General features: G+C 45.8%; 20 protein-coding genes. 3 read left to right on the forward strand and 17 right to left on the reverse strand.

The window, feature by feature from the left end:
• Positions 1-18: 18 nt before the first annotated feature.
• Positions 19-2,748, reverse strand: coding sequence for a cation-transporting P-type ATPase (locus B2337_RS10840; RefSeq protein ID WP_292414938.1), 2,730 nt, complete (start codon positions 2,746-2,748; stop codon positions 19-21).
• 114 nt (positions 2,749-2,862) lie between these two features.
• Here B2337_RS10840 and B2337_RS10845 point away from each other — a divergent pair, with 114 nt between their 5' ends.
• Together B2337_RS10845 and B2337_RS10850 are read left to right on the forward strand one after the other, a co-directional pair.
• Positions 2,863-3,657, forward strand: coding sequence for an SDR family oxidoreductase (locus tag B2337_RS10845; RefSeq protein ID WP_292414937.1), 795 nt, complete (start codon positions 2,863-2,865; stop codon positions 3,655-3,657).
• The gene (locus tag B2337_RS10850) at positions 3,657-4,115 is read left to right on the forward strand and encodes a YchJ family protein (protein WP_292414936.1); all 459 of its coding nucleotides are present in this window, start codon (positions 3,657-3,659) and stop codon (positions 4,113-4,115) included. The genes B2337_RS10845 and B2337_RS10850 overlap by 1 nt, the downstream gene beginning before the upstream one ends.
• A gap of 2 nt (positions 4,116-4,117) precedes the next feature.
• On the opposite strand, the gene B2337_RS10855 is transcribed toward B2337_RS10850, so the two are convergent.
• The 14 genes from B2337_RS10855 to glyA form a co-directional block, all read right to left on the reverse strand.
• Positions 4,118-5,833: a lysophospholipid acyltransferase family protein gene (locus B2337_RS10855; RefSeq protein ID WP_292414935.1), complete on the reverse strand. Its 1,716-nt coding sequence runs from the start codon at positions 5,831-5,833 to the stop codon at positions 4,118-4,120.
• A 117-nt stretch (positions 5,834-5,950) separates the two neighbouring features.
• On the reverse strand, positions 5,951-6,331 hold the full coding sequence (gene panD / locus B2337_RS10860; RefSeq protein WP_292361424.1) for an aspartate 1-decarboxylase: 381 nt from the start codon (positions 6,329-6,331) through the stop codon (positions 5,951-5,953).
• A gap of 51 nt (positions 6,332-6,382) precedes the next feature.
• Entirely contained in the window at positions 6,383-7,237 is an 855-nt protein-coding gene (panC, locus tag B2337_RS10865; protein ID WP_292414934.1) for a pantoate--beta-alanine ligase, read from the reverse strand.
• Positions 7,237-8,031 (reverse strand): 3-methyl-2-oxobutanoate hydroxymethyltransferase, encoded by a 795-nt coding sequence (gene panB, locus B2337_RS10870; protein WP_292414933.1) that lies wholly within the window; start codon positions 8,029-8,031, stop codon positions 7,237-7,239. The genes panC and panB overlap by 1 nt, the downstream gene beginning before the upstream one ends.
• The gene (locus B2337_RS10875) at positions 8,028-8,687 is read right to left on the reverse strand and encodes a deoxynucleoside kinase (RefSeq protein ID WP_292361427.1); all 660 of its coding nucleotides are present in this window, start codon (positions 8,685-8,687) and stop codon (positions 8,028-8,030) included. Before B2337_RS10875 ends, panB begins: the two co-directional genes overlap by 4 nt.
• Positions 8,684-9,172 carry a 2-amino-4-hydroxy-6-hydroxymethyldihydropteridine diphosphokinase gene (folK, locus tag B2337_RS10880; protein WP_292414932.1) on the reverse strand — a complete coding sequence of 163 codons (489 nt, stop codon included), beginning with the start codon at positions 9,170-9,172 and terminating at the stop codon, positions 8,684-8,686. The genes B2337_RS10875 and folK overlap by 4 nt, the downstream gene beginning before the upstream one ends.
• Positions 9,172-10,545 (reverse strand): polynucleotide adenylyltransferase PcnB, encoded by a 1,374-nt coding sequence (gene pcnB, locus B2337_RS10885; RefSeq protein WP_292414930.1) that lies wholly within the window; start codon positions 10,543-10,545, stop codon positions 9,172-9,174. The genes folK and pcnB overlap by 1 nt, the downstream gene beginning before the upstream one ends.
• Positions 10,546-10,596: 51 nt before the next feature.
• The gene (rnhB, locus tag B2337_RS10890) at positions 10,597-11,169 is read right to left on the reverse strand and encodes a ribonuclease HII (protein ID WP_292361430.1); all 573 of its coding nucleotides are present in this window, start codon (positions 11,167-11,169) and stop codon (positions 10,597-10,599) included.
• A complete protein-coding gene (lpxB, locus tag B2337_RS10895) occupies positions 11,166-12,299 on the reverse strand; it encodes a lipid-A-disaccharide synthase (protein WP_292414929.1) in 1,134 nt (377 codons plus the stop codon). The genes rnhB and lpxB overlap by 4 nt, the downstream gene beginning before the upstream one ends.
• A 10-nt stretch (positions 12,300-12,309) precedes the next feature.
• Entirely contained in the window at positions 12,310-13,416 is a 1,107-nt protein-coding gene (ribBA, locus tag B2337_RS10900) for a bifunctional 3,4-dihydroxy-2-butanone-4-phosphate synthase/GTP cyclohydrolase II (RefSeq protein ID WP_292414928.1), read from the reverse strand.
• Positions 13,416-14,057, reverse strand: coding sequence for a riboflavin synthase (locus B2337_RS10905; protein ID WP_292361433.1), 642 nt, complete (start codon positions 14,055-14,057; stop codon positions 13,416-13,418). Before B2337_RS10905 ends, ribBA begins: the two co-directional genes overlap by 1 nt.
• 3 nt (positions 14,058-14,060) lie before the next feature.
• Positions 14,061-15,158, reverse strand: coding sequence for a bifunctional diaminohydroxyphosphoribosylaminopyrimidine deaminase/5-amino-6-(5-phosphoribosylamino)uracil reductase RibD (gene ribD, locus B2337_RS10910; protein ID WP_292414927.1), 1,098 nt, complete (start codon positions 15,156-15,158; stop codon positions 14,061-14,063).
• An 87-nt stretch (positions 15,159-15,245) separates the two neighbouring features.
• Positions 15,246-15,719, reverse strand: coding sequence for a transcriptional regulator NrdR (gene nrdR / locus B2337_RS10915; protein WP_292361435.1), 474 nt, complete (start codon positions 15,717-15,719; stop codon positions 15,246-15,248).
• Between the two features lie 14 nt (positions 15,720-15,733).
• Entirely contained in the window at positions 15,734-16,987 is a 1,254-nt protein-coding gene (glyA, locus tag B2337_RS10920) for a serine hydroxymethyltransferase (protein WP_292414925.1), read from the reverse strand.
• Between the two features lie 104 nt (positions 16,988-17,091).
• Here glyA and B2337_RS10925 point away from each other — a divergent pair, with 104 nt between their 5' ends.
• Positions 17,092-17,955, forward strand: coding sequence for an NAD(P)-dependent oxidoreductase (locus B2337_RS10925; protein WP_292414924.1), 864 nt, complete (start codon positions 17,092-17,094; stop codon positions 17,953-17,955).
• Between the two features lie 61 nt (positions 17,956-18,016).
• Here the strand turns inward: B2337_RS10925 and B2337_RS10930 are convergent, their stop codons facing one another.
• Together B2337_RS10930 and B2337_RS10935 are read right to left on the reverse strand one after the other, a co-directional pair.
• Positions 18,017-19,312, reverse strand: coding sequence for an adenylosuccinate synthase (locus B2337_RS10930; RefSeq protein WP_292414923.1), 1,296 nt, complete (start codon positions 19,310-19,312; stop codon positions 18,017-18,019).
• Positions 19,305-20,495 carry an ATP phosphoribosyltransferase regulatory subunit gene (locus B2337_RS10935; RefSeq protein WP_292361439.1) on the reverse strand — a complete coding sequence of 397 codons (1,191 nt, stop codon included), beginning with the start codon at positions 20,493-20,495 and terminating at the stop codon, positions 19,305-19,307. The genes B2337_RS10930 and B2337_RS10935 overlap by 8 nt, the downstream gene beginning before the upstream one ends.

Below are 20,495 nucleotides of genomic sequence, written 5' to 3' on the forward strand. Positions count from 1 at the left end.
AGCAATATGACTTTTCACTTAGCTGGCAGTTCCAGTCTGTTGAATGCCTGTCATTTTACGACGTAACCACTTTTCGGCCTCTAAAATCAAATACATCATCACACCTACTGCAATAATTTCCATACCGTGTCGTAAACCAATAGGTCTTGTTTCAAATAAGGTATTCATTATCGGGGCGTATGTGAATATCAACTGCAAGACAATAACCAGGCCGATGGAAATAAATACGATATGCGAAGTAAACCATTGTTTAATTGACCAGGATGCACTGCTTAGACAACGCACATTAAACAAATAAAATACTTCCATAACGACCAGCGTATTGACAGCATAAGTTCGGGATTGCTCAAGTGAGGCTCCCTGAGATTGGGTCCATAAAAACATGCCGTAGACACCAATCACAAACAGTAATGACACAAAGCTGATGCGCCAGACCAGGAAACCGGAGAGCATTTTTTCATCACGCTTTCTGGGTTGACGGCGCATGGCATTTTCTTCTCCCGGCTCAAATGCAAGAGATAGCGCCAGAGCGATTGAGCTCACCATATTAATCCATAAAATTTGCAATGGCGTTATTGGCAAGGTCATGCCGGCCATTACCGCAACGATAATACTCAATGATTCACCACCATTGATGGGCAATAAAAATAAAATGGCTTTTTTCAGGTTGTCATACACTGTGCGGCCTTCTCGCACTGCTCTGGCAATCGAAGCAAAGTTATCATCTGCCAATACCATTTCAGCTGCTTCCTTGGCCGCTTCCGTACCGCCATGTCCCATCGCAATCCCGACATCAGCTCGTTTCAAGGCAGGTGCATCATTGACACCATCACCGGTCATCGCAACAACATGACCATTTGCCTGCAAGGCACTGACTAAGCGTAATTTATGTTCTGGTGCCGTTCGTGCAAAAACATCCGTTTGCTGAACCAAGTGCTGCAATTCCGTATCACTCAATTGAGTGAGATCATGGCCAGTAAGCACGTTATCCGTATTCTTCAGACCTAGTTTTTTCGCAATGGCACCCGCAGTAGCAGCATGATCACCAGTGATCATTTTGACCTGAATTCCCGCCTTATGACATTCACTCACCGCAGTGATGGCCTCTTCCCGAGGAGGATCAATCAAACCAATTAACCCCAGCAATACCAGTCCTTGATCTAAATCCTCGAATTGCAATTCACCGGTATTGTGATCGACCGTTTTAGTGGCTACCGCCAATACACGCTGGCCGTCTGCTGCAATTTTTTCAATCTGTGAATGCCAATAGGCCTGGTCGACTTCGACATCACCTTCATCAGTACGCTGAAACTGACATAGTTCGATGAGTTTTTCCGGTGCACCTTTAACCGCTATAAAATCATGCCCTTGGTGATCATGATGCAGCGTGGCCATAAACCGATGGGCAGTATCAAAAGGAATAACATCCCGACGCGGATAATATTGTTTCAATTCCTCCAGCGTGAAATCCGCTTTTAATGCTGCGGTGAGCATTGCGGCTTCCATCGGGTCACCTTCTGCCAGCCAGTCATCATCACGTCGCTTTAAGGTCGAATCATTACAAATAGCTGAACAACGCAAAAGTAACGTTAACGTTGGGTGCTGTTCCGTTTCAACAGGTTGATTATCAATGATGAACTCTCCAGCAGGTGCATATCCCACTCCACTGACCGAATAGTTGTTTGTTAAGCTCATCACTGTGGAAACGGTCATCTCATTACGCGTTAATGTACCTGTTTTATCCGAGCAGATAATCGATACTGCGCCCAGCGTCTCTACCGCTGGCAAACGCCGGATAATCGCATTACGGCTGGCCATGCGTTGCACACCAATTGCCAGCGTGATGGTCAAAATCGCCGGCAATCCTTCGGGAATACCGGCGACAGCCACGCCGACAACAATCATGAACATTTCAATAGCCGGTGTCTGATTCAACCAGTAACCGTAGCTGAATACCAAAGCAGCGATGACCATAATGACCAAAGTCAGCCAGCGGGAGAACACGGACATTTGCTTTAACAGCGGAGTGGTGAGATTTTCGATATCGGAAATCATGCCACTGATTCGACCAATCTCGGTATGTGCGCCGGTTGCAACAACAACACCATGCCCCTGCCCGGAGGTCACTAATGTGCCTGAGTAGGCCATACATAGCCTATCGCCTAACACAGCGTCAACCGCGACCGGCTCACTATTTTTTTCAACAGCGACAGACTCGCCAGTTAATACGGCTTCCTGAATCTGTAAACCTTTAGCACTGAATATCCGTAAATCCGCTGGCACTTTATCGCCCGGCTCCAATACCACTACATCACCGGGAACCAGTTGATCTGCTTCAATTCGAAGCCTATGTCCATCACGGAGCGCTGTAGCATGAGGCGCCAACATATCCTTGATGGCATCCAGCGCCTTTTCGGCTTTTCCTTCCTGAACAAAACCGATAATGGTATTTAAGATGACAACCGCCAGGATGACCCAAAAATCGATCCAGTGACCAAGTATGGCGGTTAAAAACGCAGCACCTAACAAAACATAAATCAGCAAATTATGCATTTGAGCTAATAGTCTGACGAAGGCCGAACGCCCTTTTGCATGGGGCAAGTGGTTAGGACCGAATTGCTGCAGTCGTTGTTCAATCTTTTCAGCCCCTAAACCATGCTTATCACTATCAAGTTGTGACAGACTTTCCTCAAAGCTGAGGTGATGCCATGATTTTTCAAAAGGTTGTTTCTGCATATCTTCGTTCATAGATAGCTCCTGGTAAGGCTCATAACTTTAGCATACCGTTTTTAAACAAATGCCTTATTAACAATGAGCTTTCACTTGATCTGCATCAAGCTGCACAATAGGCTTATTGTTTAATTGTGCTCTAAGGAAATTATCATTAACACCATCAGTATTTTAGGTAGCGGCTGGCTGGGATTACCGCTTGCAACTATTCTTTATAAACAAGCTTTTAGAATAAGAGCCTCGACTCGGCATCATGAGCGTTTTACCGAACTGGACGCTACAGGTGCACGCGCATTTCATGTTGATATTGACCAATTATCTGAAATCAGTGAATTTCTGGACAGTGAAATTCTGATTATCAATATCACCTCGAAAAACATTAACGGCTTCGCCAGGCTGATTGAGCAAATTGAAACATCACCAATTCAAAAGGTCTTGTTTATCAGTTCCACTTCGGTGTATCAGAATCTTAACCGGGAAGTCACTGAAGATGAAAACGCCGAAGATCACAACAGCGTGTTATGGCAAATCGAACAATTGTTTCAAAACAATACGCACTTTAAAACGACAATAGTCCGCTTCAGCGGCTTAATTGATAGCCGTCGCCATCCTGGCAGATTTTTCCGTAATGGTCGCAGCGTGCCACAAGCCGATGCTCCAGTGAACCTGATTCATCTGGATGATTGCCTGGGTATTATCAATGCCATTTTGCAACAGGAAGCCTGGGGCGAAATATTTAATGGTTGTGCGGATACACATCCCAGCAAACGTGAGTTTTACGGTTATGCCAGAAAGTTAATGGGCCTGTCACCACCGGAATTTGATACTGAAACGGAGATTAAGTACAAAATAATCAGCAATCAAAAAGTTAAATCAAAGTTAAACTATACCTTTCAACACGCTGATTTAATGAAGATTACTTTCTAATGAAAAACCAACTTTGCCCCTGTCAGAGTCAATCTATTTATGACGAGTGTTGTGGCTTGCTGCATCAAGGCAAACAGGTTGCTATTAAAGCTGAGCAATTAATGCGTTCTCGCTACAGCGCCTTTGTAATGCACAATATCAGCTATTTACAGGCGACATTGCACCCATCGCAACGACAGCCGGATGATTTGCTTAATTTGCAGCAAACTATGGAAACCACACAGTGGCTAGGTTTAACCATTGTGGATCACGCTGAAACTGATGATGAGGCGGAAGTGGAATTTATTGCCTTTTATGTAGATAACCCTATCGGACAGTTACACGAGCGCTCTCGATTCAGTCGACAGCAAGGTCACTGGTTTTATATTGACGGCGAGTTTTTACCGCCGATAAAACTTGGTCGTAATGATAACTGTATTTGTGGCAGTGGCAAAAAACTGAAACGCTGCCACGGATGATGTCAGGTATTTGACTCACCTAAATAGCGTTTGCGCTTGGCGGGCTTTAATTGCTGTAAATCTACCATCACCAGACCATCAATACAGTTACCGAAACTGGCATCGATATTAAAATCAATAAACCGTACACCTCTCGGCTCACAAATATCGGCATATTGTTTATATAGCGTCGGTACCGTCACATTCATATGTGTCAGCTGCTCTCGCATCGCTGTAAAGTCACTATCGGCATCTTGATTAACTAACGTTGAATACACTCGTTGTTGCAGCTCTGTATCAAAAATGGACGGTACTCTGGCAGTCGCCAGAGATTCCGTATCTGCAAAATGTTTTTGATAAAAACTGACAATCAACGCCTTGGCAAAATCAGGATAAGTATTGCTGAGGCTGACCGGCCCGAACAGATAACGGATCTCTGGATAGCGTTTGAGATAGGCGCCAATGCCATACCACAGATAATCCAAACTGCGTTTTCCCCAGTATTTAGGGCTGACAAAGCTGCGACCTAATTCAATACTAACCGGAAAATATTGCTGCATCGACGAGTTAAAACTGAATAGCTCGCTGGTATAAATATCACGCTCTGCCTCCATAATACGAGCAACTTCACCAATCCGGTAAGCACCAGCGATCTCCAGCTCCTGCTCATCCCACAAAATCAGATGCCGGTAATCCCGATCGTACTGGTCTAAATCCCGTTTTTTTCCCGTGCCTTCACCCACCTGTCTGAAGGTAATTTCCCGTAACCGGCCAATCTCCTGCATAACAGCAGAATTCGCCTGATAATCAAACAGATATATCTTCTTATGATCGGCTGTCTCACCCAATAATTCAGCTTGCTGTAATTCTTTTTTAATCGCCCGGCGTTCCTGCGGGTGAGCAATCGTCTGTTCAGTCACAAATAATGGCTTTTTACCTTTGGCCAGCCGATACAAATGACGACGTAATAATTTGGCCTTTTCCGCTTTGACCAATGGCATCTGTTCAATCTGCTGATAGGCAATCGTTTCCCCTACCCGCATTGAGATGGTTTTAGAGTTTTTGTTGAACATTTCATGCGCTAGCATCATGCCGGATAAAGGTTTGTAGACCATAGAAGCACTGTAAAATAGCGATGAGTTTCTGGCTTCAACATAAATTGGCAAAATAGGTGCCTGGGTTTTCCTGGCAAAATTTAAAAACCCGCTGTTCCATTTACCATCCCGAACACCACCGGGCCGAATTCGCGAAACTTCACCGGCAGGAAATACGATGACGGCTTCATCATTATTCAAACACTCGACAATACGTGCCACGCTGCTTTTACGGGTAGATTTTGAGAGGTTATCAACCGGCAGAAACAATGAACTTAATGCGGAAAAGTTCAGCAACATATCATTGGCGACGATTTTCACATCGCGCCTGACCTCTCCCACCAGCTTTAACAAACATAATCCATCCAACGCGCCTAATGGATGATTGGCAACAATTACCACCCGGCCAGTGGCAGGAATATTATTGCGGTGACGATGGGTAATACTGTAACTGAAGTTAAAATAATCCAGAACTTCATCAATGAAATCAAAACCTTCAAGCTGCTTATGCTGTTCGAGGAAACGATTAACTTCTTGCTCATGGGTGATTTTTCGGAGAAAGCCTAAAGTCGGTATTCTGACCCAGGGTTTTTGCTTTTGAAAATTGGGAAATTTTTGTTGAACAGCCTGTTCAATATTGAGCATACATATTCTCTGATAACTTCATGCCGCAAAGTCTAGAGAATATATATGACAAAAAAATAACGGTTTGATGACTGTTCGGTGACAGTCTCGCAAACCGTTATATCTGAAGAGTTTTAATCAGGCCGCCTGGACAGGGATCGCGTGACGCATATGGGTAATATCATTATTTTCATCAAGATATACCAGCGTCGGTTTGAAGCTTTTCAGCTCCTCTGCATCCATTGCAGTATAAGCACAGATAATGATTCGATCACCCGGTGATGCTTTATGCGCTGCTGCACCATTCACCGAAATAATATTGGAATTGTCTTCGGCACGTATTGCATAAGTTACAAAACGTTCACCATTGGCAACGTTATAGATATGGATTTGCTCGTACTCGTGAATGCCGGCGGCTTCGAGCAATTTACCATCAATTGCACATGACCCCTCATATTCCAGTTCGGAATGAGTTACACAGGCACGATGTAGTTTAGCTTTTAACAGTGTCAGATGCATAGCGGGAAATTTTCCGTCAATAAGCCGTATATTATCGCTTTTTCAGTATAGTCAAGCAAGGTTACAGGCAATATTGTCGATCAAACGAACATTTCCCAACCGCCCCGCCACCAGCAGTCGCAAGGCTTTATCCACTGCGGGATCCGCCACTTGAAGATCCTTCTCCCGACGAATATCAAAATAGTCGAGTGTAAATCCGGCAGCCGTTAATTGGGAATGGGCCTGGGCCAATAAAAAATTCACATCCTGGCCGCCTGTTTCCAGCTGCTGTTTAAGTTGCTTTAAGCTCGAATACAAACTAGCGGCCTGCTGTTTCTGTGTGTCGGTTAAGTGCTGATTGCGTGAGCTCATTGCAAGCCCATTTTTTTCTCTTACTGTCGGCGCACCAACGATTTTCACCGGAAGATTTAAGTCGCTTACCAGTTTCCGAATCAGTAATAATTGCTGGTAATCTTTTTCACCAAACACCGCCACATCTGCCTGCACCATATTGAATAACTTGGTGACCACGGTGGCCACACCATCAAAGTGTCCAGGTCGTTCCAGTCCGCAGAGCTTGTCATCCATACCCGGTACATGAATAAAGGTATGAAAATCCTGTCCTTGTGGATACATAATGTCAGTATCAGGCGTGAATAACAGATTACAACCTGCATGCATCAGTTTTTTTATATCCGCCTGTAATGTGCGTGGGTATTTCGCTAAATCCTGTTTGTCATCAAACTGCAATGGATTGACAAAAATACTGACGACCACTTTATCAGCCAATGTCTGGGCTTTTTTGACCAGTGAAATATGACCATCATGCAGATTACCCATGGTCGGGACAAATGCAACGGTGTCACCCGCCACGCGCCAGGTTTTTATCTGGCCACGCAAGCTCAGAATAGACTCAACAATCTGCATTAATATTGTTGCTCAGCAGTGGGGAATTTGCCGTTTTTAACAGCTTCAACATAACGGCTGATTGCCGCAGGGATATGACCGCAATCAGCCAGAAAATCATGACTGAAACGCGGTCGTTTACCCGGCGTAATACCCAACATATCGTATAGCACCAACACCTGACCATCGCAATCAGCTCCAGCACCAATACCTATCACCGGTATGGTTAACGCTTCGCTGATGAGTTTTGCCAAGGTAGCAGGCACACATTCAAGTACCAACATATCGGCACCTGCTTTTTCCAGACTGATCGCATCCTGCAAGATTTTATCTGCCGCGGCCTGTTCTCTGCCCTGTACCAGATAGCCACCCAGTTTATGAACCGACTGCGGTAATAATCCGAGATGGCCGCAGACCGGAATACCACGCCGGGTCAATGCCGAGATTAATTCAACCTGTTCAGCACCGCCTTCCAGTTTAATCATCTGTGCGCCGCCTTCAGCCATCAAACGGGCGGCATTATGCATAGCCTGATCAATATTGGCATAGCTCATAAAAGGCATATCGGTGATCACAAACAGGCTTTCACTGCCGCGAATCACATTCGCCGTGTGATAAACCATATGGTCCACTGTCACTGGCAAAGTGCTTTCCTGCCCCTGAATCACCATTCCCAGCGAGTCGCCAACCAGAACAATATCTACTCCAGCCTGTTCAAGTACATGACTGAACGTCGCATCATAGGCCGTTAATACAGCAATTTTATTGTGCTCAGCTTTCATTTTACGCAGCTGATTCAGACTCAGACGGCTCATGCTTTTTTCTCTTTCACCGGCAGCGGATTGTAGTACTGCCGACCACTTTGAATAGTGCAAATTTGATCCAGCAGCTGCTGGTAATCGGCTTCACTTTTCACCAGATCAATCTGCTCGGCATTGACAATCAGTAACGGTGACGCATCGTAATAATGGAAAAAGTCAGCATAGGAATCCGCCAGACGTTTGAGATAAGCATCTTCGACATGTTGTTCATAACTTATACCGCGCTGCGAAATCCGGGTTTTCAATGTTGGCAAAGAGGCTTGCAGATAAATCACCAGATCTGGCGTCCGGTGATGCAGAGTGAGATTTTCATAAACCATGTTGTATAAAGCCAGTTCATCATCATCCAGTGATATCTGTGCAAACAAGCGATCCTTTTCCAGCATAAAATCCGCCACATGCAGCGAAGTGAATAAATCGTCCTGCTGTAAGGTTTTGGCTAACTTGACGCGCTGCATCAAAAAACTTAATTGTGTTGGCAAAGCCGATTGCTTGGGATGCAGATAATAACGTTCTAAAAATGGATTTTGTTCCGGTGCTTCTAACAATGTGCTCCCGGAAAAGCTCTCCGCCAACCGTTTGACCAGATGAGTTTTGCCGACACCAATCGGGCCTTCAACAACAATATAACGATGCGACAATGTTTTCATAAGCTAGTGTGTTCCACTTGTTGTAAATCACCTTGCGGACATAATGGCAATATTTCCTGCAAGTTACCAATACCGGGAATTTCAACATCCGGTGCTATTTCAGCTAACGGATATAACACAAAGGCTCGTTCATGCATGCCTGGATGCGGTATTTTCAATCGCTCATCATCCAATATCTGATCGCCGTAGAGCAAGATATCCAAATCCAGTGTCCGTTCCCCCCAATGCCGTTTACGCTCTCGACCATGCAATTGTTCTACGGACTGTAAAACGTCCAGTAACTGGTGCGGATTAAGGATTGTTTTCAATGCTAATACAGCATTGATGTAATCCGGCTGATCTGCTGGTCCCATTGGCGGACTTTGGTAAAGGGAAGATACTGAAACAATGGTTATTTCAGCGATTGCCTGCAAATCATTGATGGCGGTTTTAATCTGTTGCAGCGGGTTTTCCAGATTACTGCCAAGTCCAATATAAACCAGCATTATTCAACTTTTTTAATAACTGGTTTGCGGCGACGGCGACGACGTGGTTTACGTTTTTCTGCTTCTCCACCCGCACCTAAGGCATTCACCATATCGGATTGGGTGTTTGCCGATGCTTGTTGAAAAGTTGTCCACCAATCAGTTAATTCCTGCAGCGGTTCACCGGACTCTGCCCGAAGTGCCAGAAAATCGTAACCCGCACGAAATTTAGGGTGCAACAACAAAGCAAATGCCCGTTTACCCTGACGACGTGTCAAACGGGGTTGCATGGTCCAGATATCACGGGTGACAAGACTGAAGCGCTTGGGTATTGCCACAGTCTGAATTTGCTCGGACAAGACTTCACCAGCTGCACGTTGCATAGCCGGTATCTCCGGCATTTCTTTGCTTAACTGCTGCCAACGTTGGCGCAGCGGTTCCCATAGTAATGCAGCGAATAAAAATGCCGGCGTAACCGGTTTATTATCAGCCAGCCGTTTATCGGTGTTTTCCAGCGCTTTCATCAGCAATGTTCGTGGATAGCCGTCTTTTTCCTGATGCAGTAAAGCCGCTGTTTGCGGATAAAGATGATCAAACACACCATAGTGACAAAGCAGCTCGTGAGTCACAGCGGCCTGTCCACTTAAATACAGTTTTAAGGTTTCATCAAATAATCTGGCCGGAGGAATATCGCCTAGTAAGGGTGCCAAATCAACAATCAATTGCTCGGTTTCAGCTTCCAGTTTGAGACCTAACTTGGCCATAAACCGTAAAGCACGCAACATTCTCACCGGGTCTTCGCGATAACGAACCGGTTTATCACCAATTAACCGAATCAGACCGGCTTGTAAATCAGCAATACCACCGGTGTAATCGACAATTGAAAAATCACGGATATTGTAGTAAAGGGCATTAATGGTGAAGTCCCGCCGCCAGGCATCCTGCTCTAATGTGCCATACACATTATCCTGCATGATGCGGCCTTGATCATCGACATGATTTTTCGCTTCAGGCGGCGCACGAAAAGTCGCTACTTCAATAATTTCATCACGGCCAAAACGTACATGAACCAGTTTAAAACGTCGGCCAATCAGCTGGCTACGGCGAAATAAACGATGAACCTGTTCAGGCAAAGCATTGGTGGTGATATCAAAATCTTTGGGTTCATAACCCAGTAACAAATCCCGTACACAACCACCCACCAGATACGCTTCGTAACCTGCATCTTTAAGGGTATAAAGTACTTTTAGTGCGCTGGGACTGATGAGATCACGAGAAATATTATGGTCAGCTCGAGGCACAATAAGTGGCGCAGCTCCCTCAGCAGCTGCACGGCTTTTTTTACCGGCTTTGATCCGTTTGAATGAGTTAATGAGTGAATTTATCGAAAGCATAAGGAGCGAATAATACCATGCTTGCAGGCGATAACCGGAATTTGTATCAATTTATCTCACTGCTCGGCGGACTGGTGCAAATGAATGACGATGAATTGGCGAAGGACCTAAATCGAGTAACGCCTGTTGATGCTGTGCCGTCGGATAACCTTTATTTTTGGCCAGACCATAGCCGGGATAAAGCTGATCCAAAATCAGCATTTCACGATCCCTGGCCACCTTAGCCAATATGGAAGCTGCTGCTATTGCAGGTTCCGTCAAATCCCCTTTGATGATTGTGGTAACAGGACATGGCAACTGCGGCGCATGATTGCCATCGACCAACGCATGTTCCAGCTCAAATGGCAAAGCTGCCACCGCACGTTGCATGGCCAGTAAACTGGCTTGCAGAATATTTAACTGATCAATTTCTTCGACTTCTGCCCGTCCCAGCGCCCAGGCATAAGCGTATTCTTCAATGATCGGCACCAACTGTTCCCGGCGTTTTTCACTGAGTTTTTTAGAATCTGTAAGGCCTGCAATCGGTTTATTCGGATCCAGTACTACGGCAGCTGTAACAACTGGCCCCGCTAGAGGGCCTCGCCCTACTTCATCAATACCGGCAATTAAGACTATCGTCGTCATGAAAGCAAACTAAGCACAAGTTTAGCTGCATTGTCTGCACCACCGGATGGTCCCAGTGCTTCTCGCACCTGCTGACGAATTTGTTCGGCATTTTTCAAGCGTTGAGGATGCGTCAGTAAATCCATTAATTGCTGTTCAAGCCGGACAGAAGTGACATCATCTTGCAACAACTCCTTGATAACCGGTTGTTTTGTCACAATATTGCACAATCCCACATAGGGGATTTTTACCAGCCGTTTTAAGATACGATAACTCCAAGGCGAAACCTTATAGATAATAAAATGCGGAACACCCAGCAACGCAATTTCAAGCGTAACAGTCCCCGATGCCGCAACAATAGCATCGCACGCTTTAATAACGTCGTAAAAATCGTCTTTAATAATACTGATATGTAATCGTGAACCTGCCAGATACTGATGAAGATAGGTTTCATCAATCCCGGGGGCTTGGGGGATAACAACACTAACAGGAAAATGCCGTTGCTGTATTCGTTCGGCTGCTTCAAGCATTACAGGCAGTAACACTGAAATTTCACTGCGACGACTGCCGGGAAATAAACCAATAACCCGAATATCATTATCCAAAGCAAACTTTTCACGCGCAGCATTTTGAGATAGTTCAGTATGAACAGCATCGACTAATGGGTGGCCGACACAGGTCACTGCAACTCCTGCTGTTTGGTATATTTCCTGTTCAAATGGAAATAACACAGCCATATGATCCACATCACGTTTGATTTGTTCAATACGCCCCGCTCGCCATGCCCATATTTTTGGACTGATGTAATACAGCACTTTAATCCCAAGCTTTTTAGCTTGTTTCGCCAGTTTCAGATTAAAGCCGGGATAATCCACCAGAATGAGTAAATCAGGTGGCTGACGGCGTAATTCAGCCACAACCTGATTAAAAATACCTTTGATTCTTGGGTAGCGTTTTATGACTTCTACCAGGCCCATCACGGCTAATTCAGCAAAATCGATATTAATATCAGCACCAGCAGCACGCATTTTCTCACCACCAATACCGGTGATATAAATAGCGGGCTGTTGTTGTTTTAATGCACTGACAAGACGGGCAGCATGTGCTTCACCCGATGCCTCACCAGCAACAATATAGATATGATTACTCACTGCGCCTGACTCAGTCTTCTAAATAACCGGTTAACTCGAGACCAAAACCGGATACACCGGTCAATTTAGTTGGCGTACCAATCACTCGCATTTTACGCACACCCAGATCCGCTAAAATTTGTGCTCCAACGCCAAATGTTCTTAAATCCCAGCTGGCTTTGAACGGCGCTGCTATACCTTTATCCTGCTGCTGGTAACGGGCAATTTTTGCTGCCAATTGTTTGTTCTGTTCGGGTTGACGCAATACCACTAAAACGCCTTTACCCGCCTGTTGAATACGTCGCATTACATCCGGTAAAGGCCAATGCGTGGGTTCACGTTTAGAAGCCAGTAAATCGCCCAAGGGGTCAGCCATATGCACCCTGACCAGCGTTTCCTGCTCAGCATCTATATCCCCGTAAACCAACGCAAGATGGGTTTGGCCGTTCACATCATCCTGATAACTGTGCAAGGTAAAATCACCATATTCAGTTGGAAACTCACAGGTTGACATGGCCTTGATGGTCATTTCATTTTGCAGACGGTAGCTGATCAAATCTGCAATGGTACCGATTTTTAACTGATGCATTTCAGCAAATTTTTCCAGATCCGGACGCCGTGCCATGCTGCCATCATCATTCAGTATTTCTACAATAACGGCCGCTGGTGTGCAGCCAGCCAAGTACGCCAAATCACAACCTGCCTCAGTATGTCCGGCACGGGTTAACACGCCACCCGGTTGCGCCTTTAACGGAAAAATATGCCCGGGTTGTACCAGATCTTCTGGTTTTGCTTTTGCTGCCACCGCTTTCTTGATGGTCAAAGCTCGATCAGCTGCAGAAATACCAGTGGTCACACCTTCAGCGGCTTCAATCGAAACGGTAAAGTTGGTGGCATAAGGCGTTTGATTATCAGTCACCATTAAAGGTAAACGTAACTGACGACAACGATCTTCCGTTAACGTCAGACAAATCAGTCCACGACCGAATTTAGCCATAAAGTTAACGGCTTCCGCAGTAACCATATCGGCCGCCATGACTAAGTCACCTTCATTCTCCCGATCTTCGTCATCCATAATGATGACCATTTTGCCTTGTTTCAGGTCATCGATGATTTCTTGCGTACTATTGATTTGCATTAACGGATATAACCATGTTGAGTGAGAAAATCCCGGCTGATAGTTGAGTCTGCCTGCGGCAGTAAACGCTCCAGATAACGGGCAATCAAATCCACTTCCAGGTTAACCTTGGTACCTGTTTGGTAATGTTTAATGATGGTTTCTTCAAGGGTATGCGGAATGATATTGATATCAAACCCGCCTTCAAACACGCCGTTCACTGTCAGGCTGACACCGTCAATAGTAATCGAGCCTTTTTCTGCAATGTACCGTTCCAGTTCCGCAGGAACTTTTATCTTGTATTGCCAGGAACGGGCCGAAGCCGTTTTACTGATGACTTCACCCAAACCATCAACATGGCCGCTAACCATATGACCACCTAATCGATCCCCAACGGCAAGGGCTTTCTCAAGATTGGCTTCACTACCGGTTTTTAATTGTCCCAGACTGGTTCGCTGTAATGTTTCCTGAGACACATCAAACTGCAAGCTTTTAGCTGCCATTTCCACCACAGTCAAACACACACCATTTACCGCGATGCTATCACCCAGCTTGACGTCATTGAGATCCAACTTCGCAGTGTCAATATGCAAACGTATATCGCCCCCGACTGATTGCAGAGATTTGAGCTGACCGACAGCTGCAATAATACCTGTGAACATGCGTTAAAAAGCCTCGTTATAGTGTGGTTTAGCGGTAATTCGCCAGTCGTTGCCAACGGCACGAATATCGGTGATCTTCAGTTGAATATTTTGTGCCATGCGCTCCATACCTGGCAGGTGAAATACCGCTCTGGCGGCATCACCCATCAGTTTAGGAGCCACATAAAATATCATTTCATCAATTAATTGTGAGCGTAACAATGCGCCATTCAAAACTGCACCGGCTTCTACCATGACTTCATTAATTTCACGCTTAGCCAATACCGATAACATGCCCGTTAAATCGACCTGATTATTGGGTGCTGGCAAAACAATGGTTTCAATATCCTCACGCACCATTCGATCACAGGCAGTAAACAGCAATATTTTTTCATCATTTAGGATCTGCGCCGTCTTCGGCATACGCAGTTCACTATCAACGATGACTTTTAACGGTTGCCGTATAGCCTCTCCATCAGGATAAAAATCGTCAACATGACGAACATTTAACAAGGGGTCATCAGCGATGATCGTGCCGACTCCACTGAGAATTGCTGAACTGCGCGCTCTGAGTTTTTGCACATCAGCGCGAGCTTCCGGACCGGTTATCCATTTACTTTCCCCTGACGCCATTGCCGTGCGACCATCAAGGCTCATCGCCATTTTACTTCGCACATAGGGTCTGCCGAGGCGCATACGCTGAATAAAGCCCGGATTTAACTGTTCAGCCTGGGTGGTCAGTATTCCTTGATGAACTTCTATTCCGGCCTGTTCAAGACGTTGAATACCGGTTCCAGAAACCACAGGATTGGGATCGGTCATCGCCACAAATAAACGTTTTATTCCGGCTCGAATCAGTGCATCGGCACAAGGCGGTGTACGGCCAAAATGGCTGCAGGGTTCCAGAGTCACATAACAATCAGCGCCTTCTGCATCATGTCCTGCGTCATGTAACGCATTGATTTCTGCATGCGCTTCCCCGGCGCGATGATGCCAACCCTGACCGATCACCTGATCATTTTTGACAAGGACACAACCTACCCGCGGATTGGGATCTGCGGTGTATAAACCTTTCCAGGCCAGTTGTATTGCCTGTGCCATAAATTGTTCGTGTTGGCTCATTGGGGTTGCCTCCACAGGTTTTCGTTAGCAATGATTGTAATCGCATTCGAATGATGCGTTTGCATAAACTGAGGCTGACAGTAAGATTCAGCTATCTTTATCAGATAAAGCACGATTTTCCATGCGTTCGATTTCTTCCCGAAATGCATTTACATCCTGAAAACTTCGATATACAGACGCAAACCGAACATAGGCGACTTCATCGAGCTCGCGTAACGCATCCATTACCCAGTCCCCCACCAGACGACTCTGCACTTCTCTTTCGCCGGTTGCCCATAAACGCCGGGTGATGGCTTTTACCGCATTATCAATAGCATCAATACTGACCGGGCGTTTTTCCAATGCTCGCATAATGCCAGCACGTAATTTATTTTCATCAAACGCTTCCCGTGTGGCATCACGCTTGATCAACCGTGGCAGACTGAGCTCTGCCGTTTCGTAAGTGGTAAAACGTTCATTACATTCCTGACACATGCGACGACGTCGAATCGCATCTCCCTCAGAAGAGAGACGCGAGTCGACGACTTTTGAGTCTTCAGCTCCGCAAAACGGGCAGCGCATCAGTCAGCACAAACTTATGAATAAACCGGCAAACGTTTGCAGATAGTGGTTACTTTGTCGCGAATAGCCGCTATCACTTTCTCGTCACCATGACTTTCAATCACATCGCACATCCAGCCCGCGAGGTCCGTGCAATCCTGTTCACTGAAACCACGTGTAGTCACAGCAGGTGTTCCAACGCGAATACCGGAAGTGACAAAAGGTGATTGCGGATCGTTGGGAACAGCGTTTTTATTGACTGTAATATGGGCATTCCCTAACCATGCATCGACTTCTTTACCAGTCAGGCCTGCTTCAATAAAGCTGACCAGAAATAAATGATCATCTGTACCTTTGGAAACCACATCATAACCGCGAGCCATAAAGACTTTGGCCATGGCTTGAGCATTTTTAACAACTTGCTGCTGATAGGTTTTAAACTCGGGCAACATGGCTTCTTTGAACGCAACGGCTTTGGCTGCGATCACATGCATCAACGGGCCACCCTGGAAACCAGGAAAGACTGCTGAATTAAGTTTTTTCTCAATTTCAGGATTCGATTTGGCCAGTATCAGACCTCCACGCGGACCTCTTAAGGTTTTATGAGTCGTTGTGGTTGTCACATCAGCAATCTGAACTGGATTTGGATACAGTCCGGCAGCGACCAGACCAGCAACGTGCGCCATATCAACTAACAGATATGCACCTACTGAATCCGCGATATCACGGAATTTTTGCCAATCGATAATCCGTGAGTAAGCTGAAAAACCAGCGACAATCATTTTTGGCTGATGTTCTTTTGCCAGTCTCTCAACTTCACTGAAATCAATTTCACCGGAATCACTGCTAATGCCATACGCTACAGAATTATAGATTTTTCCTGACGCACTGACTTTGGCACCATGTGTCAGATGCCCACCATGCGCCAAGCTCATACCCAGGATTGTATCGCCGGGCTGTAACAAGGCCAGATAAACAGCAGCATTAGCTTGTGAACCTGAATGCGGTTGAACGTTGGCATAATCGGCACCGAATAATGCTTTAGCTCGTTCTATGGCGAGATCTTCGGCTGTATCAACATGTTCACAACCACCATAATAGCGTTTGCCAGGATAACCTTCTGCATATTTGTTGGTTAACAATGAGCCCTGAGCTTCCATTACCCGTGGGCTGGTATAGTTCTCAGAAGCGATCAATTCAATATGATCTTCCTGACGTTGCTCTTCAGCAGAAATTGCCTGAAACAACTCGTCATCAAAATCAGCGATGCTCATGTTTTTTTTGTACACAGTTTTCCCCTGTAGCGGCTGTAAATGCCCGCATATTGTATCCCACAACGCACGCAGCATCTATGTAAGAATAGAATATTTAGTTACACAAAACAGGAGTCATTATGAAAATAGGTATTCTTGGAGGCGGTCTGATGGGCAGTGCTCTGGCAGAACACCTTCTCAACCAGAAATGTGAGTTGAGCATTTATAACCGCAGTATTGATAAAATCACGACGCTAAGCACTCAGGGAGCCAATGTTTTCCGGACAGCCAGCGAAACCGTTCAGCAAAGTCAGATAGTCATCTTGCTGCTTACCGATGCTGATGCCATTGCTACTGTTTTAGATAGTGTCGAATCCAGCAGCTTTATTGATAAGCTGTTTATCCAAATGGGTACCATTGCTCCGCAACAATCTCAGCACATTGAAGCTCAGTTAAACAGCGTCGGCGCGCGCTATCTCGAATGCCCTGTGCTGGGAAGCCTTCCGGAAGCTCGCAATGGCAAGCTGATCCTCATGGCAGCGGGCCCGGAACAAAATTATCGACAGGCTCTGCCTTTATTGAAAATGATCGGGGAAACACCTCGTTATATCGGTGAAACAGGTCAGGGAGCCGCTGTCAAATTAGCGCTCAATCAATTAATTGCTGGCCTCACTGCAAGTTTTTCATTGAGTCTGGCATTGATTGAAGAGCATCAGATTGATACAGAACAATTTATGCAGATTTTGCGGGAAAGTGCTCTCTATGCGCCTACGTTTGATAAAAAACTGGAGCGTATGTGCAATCGTAATTTCAGTGATCCCAATTTCCCCACCAAACACTTAGCAAAAGATACCCATTTATTTCTGGAAGTTGGCGAACAGCTACGACTCGATACAACCGCTTTGGAAGGTATCGCTCGATTACTGGATAAAACCATGGCAATGGGGTTGGGCAATACTGACTACTCCGCAATATACGCCGCAATTTCACCTGACAGAAAATAACCCCATAAACAAAAACGCCCTCTATCTGAGGGCGTTTTACTATATCTTTAAGATTTTTTCGTTAAATACTAAACAAATCACGGCGAATAATCGTCTCACAGCGATCAGGACCAGTTGAAATAATATCAATCGGCACTCCGGCAAGCTCCTGAATCTTATTAATGTAGTTACGTGCATTTTCCGGCAAGGCATCAAACTCAGTAATACCCAAGGTTGAGTCCTGCCAGCCTGGCATATCGATATAAACGGGTTCACAGCCGTCAAACTCATCAGCACTTAACGGCAGAATAGTGACTTCTTCGCCTTTACGTTGATAACCGACACACAAGCGAATCGTTTCCAGACCATCCAAAACATCCAGTTTGGTTAAACATAAACCCGTTATGCTGTTAATCCAGCTCGCCCGATTCAATGCCACCATATCCAGCCAGCCACAACGACGGTCACGACCGGTAGTGGAGCCTTTTTCATGCCCCTTTTCAGAAAGGTGTTTACCGATACCGCAACTGAGTTCTGAAGGGAATGGACCTGCACCAACTCGTGTTGCGTACGCTTTGGTAATACCGAGTACATAGTCAATATGACGTGGCCCCACACCAGCACCCGTAGCACTCCCACCGGCAGTTGTATTGGAAGAGGTCACATAAGGATAGGTACCGTGATCAATATCCAGCAATGCTCCCTGAGCACCTTCAAACATGACCCTGTCACCATTGAGATAATATTGCTGCAGCATCGCCGGAATATCAGCAATCATTGGCAACAGTACATCACGCATTGCCAGGGTTTCATCACGCACCTTTTCAAAGCTGACCGGCGCAGCCTGATAATAATTAATTAAGGCGAAATTGTGGAAGCTGACGACTTCGCGAAGTTTTTCCACAAATTTCTGTTCATTAACCAGATCACCAAGGCGTAAGCCCCGACGGGCAACTTTATCTTCATAGGCTGGGCCGATACCACGACCAGTTGTGCCGATCGCATCTTTACCGCGGCGGGATTCTCTGGCGACATCCAATGCGACGTGGTAAGGCAAAATCAACGGGCAGGCTGCACTGATTTTCAATCGTTGCCGCACTGGAATACCATTGGCTTCCAGCTCGTTCATTTCTTTGATTAATGCTTCCGGAGACAACACTACACCATTGCCGATAAGGCATTGAACATGTTCACGCAAAATGCCTGAAGGAATCAGGTGCAAAATGGTTTTTTTGCCTTCAATAACCAGCGTATGGCCAGCATTATGTCCGCCTTGAAAGCGCACCACAGCGGAAACGCTGTCAGTCAACAAATCAACAACCTTGCCTTTACCTTCATCACCCCATTGGGAACCTATTACTACAATATTTTTAGCCACGCGTGTTATTTCCTGTCTCGACCACTTGCCAGCGGCCATCTTGTTGAATCAATGTTTTTTCGGTTTGCACAGTGCTACCAGGCAAAGCAAATACGACAATATTACCCTTCTCACGTAAGCTTGCGATCATCTCAAGCTGTAAGGGATCTGCTGACCAGTTGGCCGTAATGACCTGTCGCTTTTCAGTTGGCTTAGGAAAACTTGTCACCAGTTTTTTCAAATCCAGGCTGAAACCAGTGGCTGGTTGAGCATGACCAAAATCCTGCCCGATATCATCGTATCTGCCACCAAGAGCAATGGCTTGGGCTGAATTCGGTTGATAAGCCGCAAACACCACTCCGGTGTGATAGTGATAACCCCGTAGCTCTGCCAGATCGAAATTTAATTGGATTCCAGGTAATCGCTGCTTTGCCATTTCAGCGACTACTACCAGAGTATCAAGTGCTGTTATCACCGCCTCAGGAGCATCTTGTAATATCCGTTTTGCGTCATCAAGCACACTGGAATTACCATTAAGTTCAGACAATGCTGTCAGCATTTTTCCAGCTGGTTCCGCAATAGCATAATGGGTTATTAACCTTTCGATTTCAGGCAAAGCCTTGCGCTGCATCGCAGAAAAAAGCGCTTGCTCCTGAGCATCATCAAGTTCAGCAAAATCTGCTAATCCGCGATAGATACCAACATGGCCAATATCCAGCGAGATAGATCCGGAAACCCCACTGATTTTCAGTAATTCAATCATCAACTGGATACTTTCAATGTCACTTTCCGGCCCGGCATGGCCGTAAATTTCTGCCCCTAGCTGAATTGGATTGCGAGAACTCGCCTGACCTGCCGGTAAGGTATGCAGCACACTACCGATATAACAGAGTCGTAAGACATTCGAATTATCCCGTAAGCGATGTGCTGCAATCCGGGCCACCTGAGGTGTCATATCAGCACGGATACCAAGCAGGCGACCTGATAACTGATCAATCAACTTAAAGGTTTGCAGATCAAGTGTTTTTGCTGTTCCTGTTAATAAGGAATCCAGATATTCGACTAATGGCGGAACAACTAGTTGATACCCCCAGCTTTGCATACGATCAACCAGCAGCCGATGCATTCTCTCCAGCTGGGAAGCCTCTTCCGGCATTAATTCATCGATGCCCTCAGGGAGCAACCAACTCTCTTTTAATGTCAT

Source organism: Methylophaga sp. UBA3192 (assembly GCA_002363955.1).
Taxonomy (GTDB): Bacteria; Pseudomonadota; Gammaproteobacteria; order Nitrosococcales; family Methylophagaceae; genus Methylophaga.

Bases quoted from the DNA above. Each gene is read 5' to 3' on its own strand.
- ribBA (WP_292414928.1), bottom strand. From the start codon at position 13,416: ATGCAAATCAATAGTACGCAAGAAATCATCGATGACCTGAAACAAGGC.
- rnhB (WP_292361430.1), bottom strand. From the start codon at position 11,169: ATGACGACGATAGTCTTAATTGCCGGTATTGATGAAGTAGGGCGAGGC.
- B2337_RS10875 (WP_292361427.1), bottom strand. From the start codon at position 8,687: ATGAAAACATTGTCGCATCGTTATATTGTTGTTGAAGGCCCGATTGGT.
- pcnB (WP_292414930.1), bottom strand. From the start codon at position 10,545: ATGCTTTCGATAAATTCACTCATTAACTCATTCAAACGGATCAAAGCC.
- panC (WP_292414934.1), bottom strand. From the start codon at position 7,237: ATGCAGATTGTTGAGTCTATTCTGAGCTTGCGTGGCCAGATAAAAACC.
- B2337_RS10905 (WP_292361433.1), bottom strand. From the start codon at position 14,057: ATGTTCACAGGTATTATTGCAGCTGTCGGTCAGCTCAAATCTCTGCAA.
- B2337_RS10840 (WP_292414938.1), bottom strand. From the start codon at position 2,748: ATGAACGAAGATATGCAGAAACAACCTTTTGAAAAATCATGGCATCAC.
- folK (WP_292414932.1), bottom strand. From the start codon at position 9,172: ATGCTGGTTTATATTGGACTTGGCAGTAATCTGGAAAACCCGCTGCAA.
- B2337_RS10925 (WP_292414924.1), top strand. From the start codon at position 17,092: ATGAAAATAGGTATTCTTGGAGGCGGTCTGATGGGCAGTGCTCTGGCA.
- B2337_RS10855 (WP_292414935.1), bottom strand. From the start codon at position 5,833: ATGCTCAATATTGAACAGGCTGTTCAACAAAAATTTCCCAATTTTCAA.
- ribD (WP_292414927.1), bottom strand. From the start codon at position 15,158: ATGAGCCAACACGAACAATTTATGGCACAGGCAATACAACTGGCCTGG.
- panD (WP_292361424.1), bottom strand. From the start codon at position 6,331: ATGCATCTGACACTGTTAAAAGCTAAACTACATCGTGCCTGTGTAACT.
- panB (WP_292414933.1), bottom strand. From the start codon at position 8,031: ATGAGCCGTCTGAGTCTGAATCAGCTGCGTAAAATGAAAGCTGAGCAC.
- B2337_RS10850 (WP_292414936.1), top strand. From the start codon at position 3,657: ATGAAAAACCAACTTTGCCCCTGTCAGAGTCAATCTATTTATGACGAG.
- nrdR (WP_292361435.1), bottom strand. From the start codon at position 15,719: ATGCGCTGCCCGTTTTGCGGAGCTGAAGACTCAAAAGTCGTCGACTCG.
- B2337_RS10935 (WP_292361439.1), bottom strand. From the start codon at position 20,495: ATGACATTAAAAGAGAGTTGGTTGCTCCCTGAGGGCATCGATGAATTA.